Below are 14,034 nucleotides of genomic sequence, written 5' to 3' on the forward strand. Positions count from 1 at the left end.
GCGTCAGCCCCGGGCAAAGCGGGATTCCTCGGGAGTCCAGGCCTGCGGCTGGCCGGGGTGACCGGGGAACAGGAAGTCGATGAAGGCCGCGGCGGTGGGCTGCGGTTCGTGGTTGGCCAGCCCGGGCCGCTCGTTGGCTTCGATGAAGGCGTAGTCGGCGCCGGTCACGTCCGGCACCAGCAGGTCGATGCCGGTCACCGGGATGCCGATCGCTTCGGCCGCGGTCACCGCGACCCGGCACAGTTCGCTGTTGACCTGCGCGGTGACGTCGTGGATGGTGCCGCCCTGATGCAGGTTGGCGGTCCGGCGCACCCGCAGCCGGGTGCCCTGGGGCAGCACGTCGTCGAGCTTCCAGCCGGCTTCGGCGACGGTGGCCTCGGTGAGTTCGTCGAGCGGGATGCGCGATTCGCCGCCGGTGGCCGCCGAGCGGCGCCGGCTCTCGGCGGCGATCAGGTCCCGCACGCTGTGCTCGCCGGTGCCGATGACCTCCGGCGGCAGCCGCAGCGCGGCGGCGACGACACGGCCGTCGATCACCACCAGCCGAAGGTCGTCGCCGGGCACCCGCTGCTCGATCAGCACGTCCGGGTATTGCGCCCGGGCCCGGGCCAGGGCGGCGGACAGGTCGTCGGGCCCGTTCTCGGCGGTGACCCCGACCGTGATGCCCTTGCCCTGCTCGCCGCGGGTGGGTTTGACGACGACCTCGCCGACCTCCTTGAGGAACGCGAAGTCGCCCTCGTCGAAGGTGGCCAGCCGGGCGCGCGGCACGGTGATGCCCGCCTCGGAGACCAGGCGGCGGGTCAACCGCTTGTCGTCGCACCGGCACATGGCCACCGCCGAGGTGTACTCGGACAGCGATTCCCGGGTGATGACGCTGCGGCCGCCGTGGGTTAGCCGCATCTCGCCGGTCTCGGCGTCGAGCACCTCGACCCAGATCCCGCGGCGCAGCGCCTCGTCGGCGATGATCCGGGCGTAGGGATTGAGGTCGTCGACCGTCTCCGGCGGCGGGCTGAACAGCGGCTCGTTGATCGCGTTCTTGCGCTTGATGGCCAGCACCGGCACGCGGCGGAAGCCCAGCTTCTCGTACAGGCTGATGGCGGCGGCATTGTCGTGCGCCACCGACAGATCCATGTAGGCGCGGCCGGCGCTGCGGAAGTGCTCGGCCAGCGCCCGGGTCAGGGCGCCGCCCACCCCGGGCAGCCCGGCGGCCGGGTCGACGGCCAGCGTCCACAGGCTCGACCCGTGCTCGGGGTCGTTGAACAGCAACTCGTGGTCGACGCCGGTGACGGTGCCGACCACGGCGCCGTCCTCGTCGCGCACCGCGAGCAGGTATTTCACCGCGGGCACGTGCTGATGGTTCTCCCAGATCACGTCCACCCCGGCCGGGACCATGCCGCAGCGCACGTACACCCGGTTCATCGCGTCGGCGTCGATCGGGTCGTTGAGCGTGCGGACCGTGACGCCCAGCGGTGTGGGCGCCAGGCTCTTCTCCTTACCGGTGAACCGCAGCCGGTAGGTGTGGCTGGGGTCGATGAAGAGCTCGGTGGGCGCCTCGGCGACCACGACATGGGATTCGCGGGCGTAGATGCAGATGTCGCGCCGGCCGGGCCCTTCCCGCCGCAGCGCCTCGACCAGCTCTTGGGAATTGGCGAAGGTTTGCCCGAAAATCAGTCGGCCCCAACCCAATTCGAGCTCGACGTCCTTGGCCATCGCGTCCACCATCTCGGGCGGCGACGCGTCGTGCAGCCCGAGGGTGATCGCCTCGGAGGGGTGATCCTCTGCCGGATCGGTCATGGTCATGCAACCGGGCCCGTCACACCGTGCCGCTGCAGCCACAGCTCGAGCAGGGCGATCTGCCACAGCTCGTTGCCGCGCAGCGGGGTCAGCTTGCCGTTGGGGTTGGCCAGCAGCGCGTCGACCGCGTCGGTGTTGAACAGACCGCGTTCCTTGGCGGTCGGCGCGTACAGCGCGTCACGGACCATGTCCAGGTAGGGGCCTTCCAGGTGGGTCAGCGCCGGGACCGGGAAGTAGCCCTTGGGCCGGTCGATCACCTCGGACGGAATGACCCGTCGCGCAGCCTGTTTGAGCACACCCTTGCCTTCGTGGGCGATCTTGTACTCCGGCGGGCAGGTGGCGGCCAGCTCGACCAGCTCGTGGTCGAGGAAGGGCACCCGGCCCTCCAGCCCCCAGGCCATCGTCATGTTGTCGACCCGCTTCACCGGGTCGTCGATCAGCATCACCGTGGTGTCGAGCCGCAACGCGCGGTCGATGCCGGTCTCGGCGCCGGCCTGGGCGAAGTGTTCGGTGACGAACCGCAGGCTGGGGTCGCCCGGGGCGAGGATGCCGGGTCCGACCAGCTGCGCGACGCCGGCGGTGTCTCGGTCGAAGAAGGCCCGCCGGTACTGGGCGACGGCCCCGTCCAGGGTGGCGGCGGCCGGATCGCCCATCGGCGGGTACCAGTGGTAGCCGGCGAACACCTCGTCGGCGCCCTGCCCGGACTGCACCACCTTGACGTGCCGGGCCACTTCCTGGCTGAGCAGGTAGAAGGCGACGCAGTCGTGGCTGACCATCGGTTCGCTCATCGCGCCGATGGCGCCGTCCAGCGCGGGCAGCATCCGGGCGGAGTCGATGCGGATCTGGTGGTGGTTGGTCTCGAAGCGCTGGGCCACGATGTCGGAGTACTGGAACTCGTCGCCCTTCACCCCGCCCGCCGACTCGAAGCCGATGGAGAAGGTGGACAGCCCGTGCTGGCCGGCTTCGGCGAGCAGACCCACGATCAGGCTGGAGTCGACACCACCGGACAGCAGGCAGCCCACCGGGACGTCGGCCACCAGCCGGCGCTTGACGGCCAGTCGCAGGGTGGACAGCACGGCGTCCTCCCAGTCGCGTTCGGACCAGTCGGCGCGGTCGGCGTGCCGGGTGAAATCGGGCGCCCAGTAGGTGGTGACGGTGCGTTTGCCGTCGGGTTCGATGGCGACCAGCGAGGCGGGCGGCACCTTGCGGACCCCGCGCAGGATGGTGGCCGGGGCGGGCACCACCGAGTGGAAGCTCATGTAGTGGTGCAGGGCGACCGGGTCGATGCGGGTGTCCACGCCGCCGCCGGCCAGCAGCGCGGGCAGCGTCGAGGCGAACCGGACCCGGTGACTGTCCTCGGTCAGGTAGAGGGGTTTGATGCCGAGGCGGTCGCGGCCGAGCAGCACCCGACCGCTGTCGCGTTCGACGATGGCGAAGGCGAACATGCCGAACAGATGGCTGACGAAGTCGTCGCCCCACCGGTGGTAGGCCTTGATCAGGACCTCGGTGTCGCTGTGCGAGAAGAACCGGTAGCCGTAGCCGGACAGCTCGCTGCGCAGTTCCTTGTAGTTGTAGATGCAGCCGTTCCAAGCGATGGACAGGCCCAGCTCGGAGTCGACCATCGGCTGGGCGCCGGCTTCGGTCAGGTCGATGATCTTGAGGCGACGATGCCCCAGCGCGACGCGGCCCTGCGACCAGGCGCCGCCGGCGTCGGGGCCGCGTGGTGTCAGCACGGCGGCCATCGCCGAGACCGCGGCTACATCGGGCGCCCGCCCGTCGAGTCGTACCTCCCCGGTGACTCCGCACACCTCTTCGACCCTACCGTTGCCCGATTCCCAGCGCGCGTGACCTCCGCCAAAAGCGCTGCAACGGCCCAGCTACGGCCGCGATCCGTGCGCGGTGATCACCGCGATCGACGCCGGTGTGAAATGAATCGCACCGTCGCGACGGGCCGGTGAAATCGCTCATCACCGGACGGGCGGCTCGTCGTCGCCGGGGTCCGCCCCGAATCGTTGCGGTGGGGTCAGTTCCCGGCGACGTTGCGCGCCCAGCAGTTGCCCGAGGCGCTGCCCGTACGAATCCACCACATCGGCATTGAGGATCTCGTCATGCGTGCAGTCGATCTCGTGGATGACGATGTCGCCGGCAACGTACGGACGCCAATTCTCGGCGAGGAACGCACTGCGATCCTCGTGATCACGCGCCGCGGAGAAGATGGTCACATCGCCGAGGAAAACACCGGGCTCGTGAATCTTGCTGCGCTCGATATTGTTTCGGGCATTCCCGAAAAGCACATCGAAAAGGCGTTTGTGTCGAGACATGCCTTCGGCTCCGGCTTCACGGACGAGTTGATTGAACTGCCGATGCGCGTGCGGTTGGTCGTGATCGGCGGCGGCCAGGTGCGACCGCAGGGCTTCTTCCATCATGTGCTGCTCGGCCAGGGCAGCGTCGGGTGCGGTGACGCTGCCGTCGAGACCGGGTTGAGCGTCGAGGAGGACAACGCGCGCGATTGCGCACCCGCGCCGCTGCAGCTCGATCGCGAGTTCGTGGGCGACGACGCCGCCGAACGACCAGCCGACGAGATGGTAGGGGCCGTCGGGATAGGTTTCCTGGATTCTGTCGGCGTAGCTTTGCGCCATCTCGCGAATCGACCGCGGCGCGGCGTGCTGCGGTTCGGCTTGTTGAATTCCGATGATCGGGCAATCCAGATGATTGCCGAGCACCTGATATGACCAACTGAGCCCGCCGGCGGCATGGATGCAGAACAGCGGTGCGCCGGTCCCCTCTTTCAGGGTCTGGACGGGCACGATCTCTTCGGCTTGTCCGCCGCGAGCGGTATCCGTCTGCGCCCGCCGGCTCAGGCTTGCGACGGTGGGCGCCTCGAACAAGGTGCGGACCGCGAGCTCGACGCCCAGGCTGGCGTTGATCGCCGTGATCACCCGCATCGCCGAGATGCTGTCGCCGCCGAGGTCGAAGAAGGAGTCGTCGGCGCCGACCCGCTCCACGCCGAGCACATGGGCGTAGATGCCGGCCACGGTCTCCTCGACCGCGTTGGACGGGGCCCGGTAGCGGCTGCCCATGTATTCGGGTGTGGGTAGGGCGCGGGTGTCGATTTTTCCGTTGGGCGTCAACGGGATGGCGTCCAGCGCCACCACCGCGGTCGGCACCATGTACACCGGCAGCCGTTGGGCCAGCGCGGTGCGCGCCTCGGCCGGGTCGGCGGTACCGGTGATGTAGCCGACCAGCCGCTTGCCGCCGGGCCGGTCCTCACGGGCGATCACCACCGCCTGCTCGACATCATCCAGCCCGGCCAGCGCCGCCTGCACCTCACCGAGCTCGATCCGATACCCGCGAACCTTGACCTGCTCGTCGGCGCGACCCCGATAGTCCAACTGCCCATCGGAACGCCAACACACCAGATCCCCGGTGCGATACATGCGCGCACCGGGCGCCCCGAACGGACACGCCACAAACCGCGACGCCGTCAGCCCCGACCGGCCCACATACCCCGCGGCCACCCCGGCGCCGGCAACATACAACTCGCCGACCACCCCCGCCGGCACCGGCCGCAACCACGCGTCCAGCACAAACAACGCAGCACCGTCCACCGGCACACCGATCGGCGGTGACCCCATACCCGGGGCCAGCGGCGCGCTAATGGCCACGCACATCGTCGTCTCCGTCGGGCCGTAGGCGTTGACCATCACCCGCCCGCCCGACCAGCGATCCACCACCTCAGCCGGGCAGGCCTCCCCCACCACCACCAACGACACCGACTCCAACCCCTGCGGCGAGAGCATCGCCACCGCCGACGGCGTCTGCGTCAACACCGAGACCTGCTCATTGACCAGCACGTCGTGCAGCTCTTCGGGCGCGCGGGTCACCGCCTCGGGCACCACCACCAGACGCCCGCCCCGCAGCAGCGCGCCGAAGATCTCCCACACCGACACATCGAACGCATACGAGTGGCTTTGCGTCCACACGCCGGGCGACGGCAGTCCCGCATCCAGCGACCCCAACAACTGCGTCACGTTGCGATGCGTGACCGCAACACCTTTGGGCACACCCGTCGTACCCGACGTGTAGATGACATAGGCGACACCGTCGGCCGCGGCCACCGGCAACGGCGTGCTCGGCCGGGTCTGGATCCGGGGGTCCTCGATGTCGATGGCCGCCACGTCGCAGCCGTCCAGCCGCGACCGCAGACCCGCGGTGGTGACCGCGGCGACCGCCGCGGAGTCGGCGAGCATGAACCTGACCCGGGCGGCCGGCGCCGCCGCATCGATCGGCAGATAGGCCGCGCCGGTCTTGAGCACCGCCAGAATCGACGCAACCGCCTCGGCGGACCGCGAAAACAGCAGCGCCACAGACTGTCCCGGGCCGGCACCGTGATCGGCCAGCAGGTGCGCCAGCCGGTTGGCGGCCTCGTCGAGTTCCCGGTACGTCATCGACAGGCCATCCCAGCTGATCGCCACCGCATCCGGGGTCTGCGCCGCCCGCGCGGCGAACAACACCGGGATCGACGGCGGCGCGGGCGGCGGCCCGGCCAGTGCCGCCCGGTTACCGATGTCGTCCAAGCGCTGACGCTCGGACGGGTCGAGCAGGTCGACCGACGACAGCGGCCGGGCCGGGTCGGCGGTCATCGCGATCAGCACCCGCTCCAACCGGCGGCTCAGCGTCTCGATGGTGGCCGCGTCGAAGATGCCGGCGTCGTATTCCACCCGCAGCCCCAGCCGGTCGCCGGACAGGGCGGCCTGCATGGTCAGCGGGTAGTGGTTGCGCTCGAACAGGTTGACGTCGCTGATGGTCAGCTCGTGGTCGACGGCCAGCGCCGAGGTGTCCAGCGGGTAGTTCTCGTAGCCGAACAGCGTGTCAAACAGCTTGTCCTGGCCGGCGATTCGGTGAATCTCGCTCAATGCCAGGTGCTGGTGGTCCAGCGTGTCGGCGTGACCGCGTTGCAGCTGGGCGAGCAGATCGGTCGTGGTGGTGGCCGCGGAGATGCGGGCGCGCACCGGGACGGTGTTGATCATCAGGCCCACCATCGAGTCGGCGCCGGGCACCTCGGCGGGCCGGCCCGACACGGTGGTGCCGAACGCGACGTCGTGCTGGCCGGTCTGCCACAGCAGCAGCTGCGCCCACGCGGCCTGCAGCACGGTGCTGACCGTGGTGTGGTGGGCGCGGGCCAGCTCGCCGAGCGCCCGGGTGATCTCCGCGGACACCGCGAACGCTTGGACGCCTCGGGCGCCCGGCTCCAGCGAATGCGGCGGCCCGACCAGTGTCGGGGTGTCGAAACCGGCGAGCGCCTCGCCCCACGCCGCGCGGGCGGCGTCGAGGTCGCGCTCGGCCAGCCAGGTCACGAACCTGCGGTAGGGCGCGGGCGCGGGCAGCCGCTGCCCGGTGTAGCAGGCGAACGTCTCGTTGAGCAGGATCGGCACCGACCAGCCGTCGAGCACGATGTGGTGGATGGTGAGCACCAGCCGGTGCCGGTCGGGCCCGGTGCGGATCAACACGGCCCGGACCGCGGGCGCCTCGGCCAGGTCGTAGACCGCGGCACGTTCGCCGGCGCACAGCCGCCGGATCTGGGCGTCGGACTCGCTGCCGTTGGCATGCAGCTCGAGGTACCGCCACGCCATCGTCGGATCCGCCGGGATGACCTGAACCGGCTCGTCGAACTGATCGCAGAAGCGGGCCCCCAGGTGCGGGTGCCGGCTGATCACGGTGTGCATGGCCTCGCGCAGCCGGTCCCGGTCGAGCGGGCCGGTCAATGTCAGATCCAGCTGCACCACGTAGAGATGGTCGTCGCCGCCGCGGGTGGTGTTGGCGTGGAACAGCAGGCCCTGCTGCAGCGGGGTCAGCGGCAGCACGTCGGCGATCCGGTGTTGGCGCTCGAGCTGGTCGATCTGCGGCGGAGTCAGCCGCGCGGGCGCGATGTCGGACGGGGTCAGTCCGCCGCCGCCGGCGCGCACGTGCGCGCAGATGCCGGCCAGGGCGTCGAACCACAGCCGGCTCAACCGGGTCACCTGGTCGCGGTTCAGCGCCGAGGGCGCCCAGGTCCAGTTGGCGTGTAGCTGCGGGCCGTGCTCGGTGTCCATGGTGCCGGCGTTGAGGTCCACGGTGTGCATCAACGGCATGGGCACCGCGGTGCTGGTGGCGGTCGCCGAGGAGCCGTCGCGGCTGATCCGCCATAGCTCGTCGGAGAGCTCGGCGGCCGCGCCGCCCAGCCGGCCCAGGTAGTTGAACCCGATCGGCGGGTCGGCGCCGTCCAGGTCGACGTCGGTGTTGACGTAGCGCAGCAGCCCGTAGCTCAGCGGGTCGGGCAGGGCGCGCAGTTGCTCCTTGGCGTCTTTGACCAGTGCGCCCAGCCCCGGCGCGCCGGAGGTCACCTGCTCCCACTCCAGGGCGCCGACGGTCAGGGCGACCGGGTATTTGGTGGTGAACCAGCCGACGGTGCGCGACAGGTCCACGCCGGCGGCCAGTTCCTCGTGCCGGCCGTGGCCCTCGACGTCGATGCCGATCGGGGCGTCCGCGCTGTCCAGGAACTCGGCCCAGGCCAGCGCGAACGCGATGAGCAGGATGTCGTTGACCCCGGCGTGGAACGCCGCGGGCGCCTCGCCGAGCAGCGTGCGGGTGGTTTCGGTGTCCAGCGTGGCCGCCAGGTTCTCGGCGCTCTGGTAGGTGTCCGCCTCGGGGCGCACCGGCGGGAGCGCGGGCGGCGTCGCGGCGACCCGCCGCCAGGCGTCGGCCTGCTCGACCACCGCCGGCGAGGAGGCGTGCTCGGCCAGCAGCGACGCCCACCGGGCGAATGACGTGCCGCCCGCGGGCAGCACGATCGGCTGGCCGTTGTGATGCTGGCCCCAGGCGATGTTGAGGTCTTCCAGCAGCACCCGCCAGGACACCCCGTCGACGGCCAGGTGATGAATGATCAGCACCAGCCGGCCGGTGGAGCCCACCCACAGGGCGCTGAGCATCACGCCGGCGGCCGGGTTCAGCCGCGACCGCGCCTCGATGATCGCCGCGTCGGACAGCTCGTCCACGGTGTGCACCCGCTGCGCGGCGTCCACCGACCCGGGCTCGGGCACCTGCAGCGACCACTCGCCGGTGTCCGCCGCGGTGTCGACGCGCAGCCGCAGCATGGCGTGCCGGTCCAGCAGGGCCTGCAGCACCGCCACCACGTCGGCCTCGGTGACGCCGGCGGGCGCCTGCAGCACCATCGTCTGGTTGAACTCATCGACCGGGCCGTTCACGCCGCGCAACCATTCGATGATCGGCGTGGCCGTCACCTCGCCGGTGCCCTCGTCGGCCGGCCCGCCGTCCTCGTCGGCCACGCCTGCCACCCGGGCCAGCCGGGCCACGGTCTGCTCGGTGAAGATGTCGCGGGTGCGCACCGCCAGGCCGGCGGCCTTGGCCCGGGTCACCACCTGCATCGAGGAGATGCTGTCGCCGCCCAGGTCGAAGAAGGAGTCGTCGACCCCGACCCGCTGCACGCCCAGCACCTGGGCGTAGATGGCGGCCAGGGTCTGCTCGACGGGGGTTTCGGGGGCGCGGTATTGGCCGGCGTCGGAGTATTCGGGTGCGGGCAGGGCGCGGGTGTCGAGTTTTCCGTTGGGCGTCAACGGGATTGCGTCGAGCGCGACGATGGCCGCCGGCACCATGTAGGCCGGCAGCCGCTCGCCCAGCCGGGCGCGGGCCTCGGCCGGGTCGGCGTCCCCGGTGATGTAGCCGACCAGCCGCTTGTCCCCCGGCCGGTCCTCGCGGGCGACGACGGCGGCCTGGTCCACCCCGTCCAGCGCGGCCAGCGCCGAGCGCACCTCGCCGAGTTCGATGCGGTAGCCGCGGACCTTGACCTGCTCGTCGGCCCGACCCAGGTAGTCCAGCTGCCCGTCGCCGCGCCAGCGCACCAGATCGCCCGTGCGATACATCCGCGCCCCCGGCCGCCCGAACGGACACGCCACGAACCGCGATGCGGTCAGCCCGCCGCGCCGCCAGTAGCCGCAGGCCACCCCGGCGCCGGCGACATAGAGCTCGCCCACCACGCCCGGCGGCACCGGCCGCAGCGATTCGTCGAGCACGAACAGGCCGGTGCCGGGGACCGGGAAGCCGATCGGCACCCCGGCCGGTGACCCGGGCTGCAGCGGCGCGCTGATCGCGGTGTAGACGGTGGCCTCGGTGGGGCCGTAGGCGTTGATCATCGTCCGGCCCGGGGCCCACCGGTCGACCAGCTCGGCCGGGCACGCCTCGCCGGCGACCACCAGGGCGGTCGATTCGAGGCCCTCGGGTGAGAGGGTGCCGGCGGCCGACGGGGTCTGGCTGAGCACGCTGACCTGTTCGTCGACCAGCAGGGCGTGGAAGTCGTCCGGCGAGCGCACCACCGAGTCGGGGATCACCACCAGCCGGCCGCCGTGCAGCAGGGCGCCGAAGATCTCCCACACCGACACGTCGAAGGCCAGCGAATGCCACTGCGACCACACGCCCTCGCGCGGCAGCCCGGAATCGGCGGTGAGCAGCTGCGTCACGTTGCGGTGGCTCACCGCAACGCCTTTGGGCACACCGGTGGTGCCCGAGGTGTAGATCAGGTAGGCGATGTCGTCCGCACCCGGCGGCGGCAGCGGGGTCGACGGCTGAGTGTCGACGGCCGGGTCGTGCACGTCGAGGACGACGACGTGGTGGCCGTGCAGCCGCGGTGCCAGCTCGGCGGTGCTGATCGCGACCATCGGCGCGGCGTCGGCCAGCATGAACCCGATCCGCTCGTCCGGCAGCGCCGGGTCGATCGGCAGGTAGGCGGCGCCAGCCTTGAGCACGGCCAGGATCGCGACGATGGCCTCGGCCGACCTGGAAAATAGCAGGGCCACCCGCTCGCCGGCGCCCACCCCGAAGCCGGCCAGCCGGTGCGCCAACCGGTTGGCGGCCTCGTCGAGCTCGCGGTAGGTCCATGAGCGGTCTTCGTAGACCAGCGCGACGGCGTCCGGGGTGCGGGCGGCCTGCTCGGCGAAAACCGTTGGGATGGAGTGGAATTGGGCTGCCGGCCCGCTGAGCGCGGCCCGGTTGCCGATGCGGTCGAGGTGCGCGTGCTCGCCGGCGTCCAGCAGGTCCACCGACGACACGGATTGTGTCGGGTCGGCGGTCATCGCCTCCAGCACCCGCTGCAGCCGCCGGATCAGCGTCTCGATGGTGTCCGCGTCGAACACGTCGGTGCGGAATTCCACCCGTCCGCCGATCCCGGCGGGCTCGTCGTCCTCGGTCCAGCGTTCGGCCAACGAGAACGTCAGGTCCATGCGGGCGACCTGGGTGTCCAGCGGCATCGAGGTGACCCGCACGTCGTCGCCCAGGGCCAGCCCGGCGCCGGGGTCGGCGTCCTGGCCGGCGAAGTTCTGCCAGGCCAGCATCACCTGCACCAGCGGGTGATGGGTGAGGCTGCGGGTCGGGTTGAGCCGCTCCACCAGCACCTCGAACGGCACATCCTGGTGCTCGAAGGCCTCCAGGCTGCGGGTGCGGACCCGGGCCAGCAGCTCGGTGAAGCTGGGATCGCCGGACAGGTCGACCCGCAGTACCAGGGTGTTCACGAAGAACCCGACCAGGTCGTCGAGGGCCGGGTCGCGCCGCCCGGCGATCGGGAAGCCGACGGCGACGTCGGTGCTGGCGCTGAGCTTGGCCAGCAGCACCGCCAGCGCGGCCTGCACCACCATGAAGCTGGTGGAGTTGTACTCGCGGGCCAGCCCCGCGACCTGCTGCTGCAGATCGGCCGGCCAGTCCACGTCGACGGCCGCGCCGCGCTGATCGGCGAGCTGCGGGTAGGGCCGGTCGGTGGGCAGCGCCAGCCGCTCGGGCATGCCGGCCAGCGCCTGCTGCCAGTAGGCCAGCTGGGCGGCGATGCGGCTGCCACTGTCGGCCAGCTCGCCGAACTGGGCGCGCTGCCACAGCGTGTAGTCGACGTATTGCACCGGCAGCGGCTCCCAGCCCGGGGCGTGACCGGCGCACCGGCTGGCGTAGGCCACCCCCAGGTCACGCACCAGCGGCCGCAACGACCAGCCGTCGGCGGCGATGTGATGCACCACGGCCACCAGCACGTGTTCGTCCTCGCCGATGCGGAAAAGTGTTGCGCGCAACGGGATTTGGGTTGCCAGGTCGAAGGTTTCGCGGGCCGCGGCGTCGATGGCCTCGCGCAGCCGGCTCGCCGACCAGTCGCGGGCGTTCACCACCCGCCAGCCGAGGTCGGCGCGCTCGGCCGGCAGCACCACCTGTTGCGGCGTTCCGTCGGGCGCGGCGAACACCGTGCGCAGGCTCTCGTGCCGGGCCACCACGTCGGCCAGCGCCGCGCCCAGCGCCCGGTCATCGAGCCGGCCGTGCATCCGCAGCGCGGCCGCCATGTTGTACACCGGGGACGGCCCCTGCAGCTGGTCGAGGAACCACAGCCGGCTCTGCGCGAACGACAGCGGCACCACCGCGGGACGTTCGCCCGCCGTCAGCGGGTCCAGCCGGCCGGCGTCCTCACCGATGCGCGGCGCCAGCTGGGCGACCGTGGGCGCCTCGAAGATGGCCCGCACCGGGACACCGACGTCCAGGGCGCTGTTGATGGCCGCGATCACCCGCATCGCCGAGATGCTGTCGCCGCCCAGGTCGAAGAAGGAGTCGTCGACCCCGACCCGCTGCACGCCGAGCACGTGGGCGTAGATGCCGGCCAGGATCTCCTCGGCGGGGGTGGTCGGCGACCGGTAGCCGGCCGCGGCGTATTCGGGCGCCGGCAGGGCGCGCAGGTCGAGTTTGCCGTTGACGGTCATCGGCAGCGCGTCCAGCACCACCACCGCGACGGGGACCATGTAGGCCGGCAGCCGCTCGGCCAGCCGGGCGCGGGCCTCGGCCGGGTCGGCGTCCCCGGTGATGTAGCCGACCAGCCGCTTGTCCCCGGGCCGGTCCTCGCGGGCGATCACGACCGCCTCGTCGACGCCGTCGAGCGCGGCCAGGGCGGAGCGGATCTCGCCGACCTCGATGCGGTAGCCGCGGATCTTGACCTGCTCGTCGGCGCGGCCCAGGTAGTCCAGCTGCCCGTCGGCGCGCCAGCGCACCAGATCGCCCGTGCGATACATCCGCGCCCCGGGCGCCCCGAACGGACACGCCACGAACCGCGACGCGGTCAGCCCGGCCCGGCGCAGGTAGCCGTAGCCCACGCCGCGGCCGGCCACGTACAGCTCGCCGACCACGCCGGCCGGCACCGGGCGCAGCCAGCCGTCCAGCACCAACAGCGCCGTCCCGGGCACCGGCGAGCCGATCGGCGGCGCCCCCGAACCGGCCGCCAGCGGTGTGCTGGCCGTCGAGAAGATGGTGGCTTCGGTCGGGCCGTAGACGTTGACCATGGTGCGCCCGGGCGCCCAGCGGTCCAGCAGCTCGGGTGGGCAGGGCTCGGCGCCGATCACCAGCGCCGCGGATTCCAGGCCCTGCGGGGAGAGCATCCGCACCGCCGACGGGGTTTGGCTCAACACGGTGACGTTCTCGGCCACCAGCAGGGCGTGGAAGTCCATCGGTGAGCGGGCCACCGCGTCGGACACCACCACCAGCCGGCCGCCGTGCAGCAGCGCGCCCCAGATCTCCCACACCGAGTAGTCGAACGCGTACGAATGGAACTGCGTCCACACCTGATCGGCGGACAACTCGACGCCGACGGCCTGCGCGTCGAACAGCCGGGTCACGTTGTGGTGGCTGACCGCAACGCCTTTGGGCACACCGGTGGTGCCCGAGGTGTAGATGATGTACGAAGAAGGCAACCCACTCAAGGACAACGATGAGCGGGTCACCGTTCAAGTAGCGTGCGTCGCCTCCGAGCAGGATGGGCGCCCACATGTACGTCCACAGAGCGCCTTTCTGGACGCCGGCCCTGATCTGGTCGAACAGCAGAAGCCACGGCAGCTCCCAGATGAACCGTGGAATCAGAGCGATGAACACCCACACAATCACCATCGCGCTCAGTCGCTCCGCCTTCGTCCAGTCGCGTCGGCCCGCCACCGGTAGCCACGGCAGCGCAAGCGCCGTCAAGAAACACCCAACGACGACAACTACCAATCCGGTGGACGCGACGACATGCGAAACCCCGCCGTGAAATTCGAGGAACCAGAACACGACATGGATAGCGAAGAAGAAAGCCAGAACTCCGAACAGCGACTTTTGCAGTGACGAAAGTCCGCGCCTCTGCTGCGACCTCTGGCGTTCGTCGGCGTTAATCGTCTCCGTCATGGCCCTACCGTTCGCTGGCCG

2 protein-coding genes and 2 pseudogenes are annotated in these 14,034 nt (G+C 71.1%); all 4 read right to left on the bottom strand.

Annotation, left to right across the window (positions count from 1 at the left end; all coding sequences use genetic code 11):
• Window positions 1-3: 3 nt before the first annotated feature.
• Window positions 4-1,797, bottom strand: coding sequence for an N-acetylglutaminylglutamine synthetase (ngg, locus tag MAA44156_RS06990; protein WP_009977198.1), 1,794 nt, complete (start codon window positions 1,795-1,797; stop codon window positions 4-6).
• Window positions 1,794-3,599, bottom strand: a complete 1,806-nt coding sequence (locus tag MAA44156_RS06995; protein ID WP_009977201.1) for an N-acetylglutaminylglutamine amidotransferase — start codon at window positions 3,597-3,599, stop codon at window positions 1,794-1,796. The genes ngg and MAA44156_RS06995 overlap by 4 nt, the downstream gene beginning before the upstream one ends.
• Window positions 3,600-3,758: 159 nt before the next feature.
• A pseudogene (locus MAA44156_RS07000) lies at window positions 3,759-13,538 on the bottom strand (amino acid adenylation domain-containing protein); the annotation flags it as partial.
• Window positions 13,534-14,013: pseudogene (locus MAA44156_RS23510) on the bottom strand (hypothetical protein); the annotation flags it as partial. The pseudogenes MAA44156_RS23510 and MAA44156_RS07000, both read right to left, overlap by 5 nt.
• Window positions 14,014-14,034: the final 21 nt, after the last annotated feature.

The organism is Mycobacterium avium subsp. avium (assembly GCF_009741445.1).
Classification (GTDB): domain Bacteria; phylum Actinomycetota; class Actinomycetes; order Mycobacteriales; family Mycobacteriaceae; genus Mycobacterium; species Mycobacterium avium.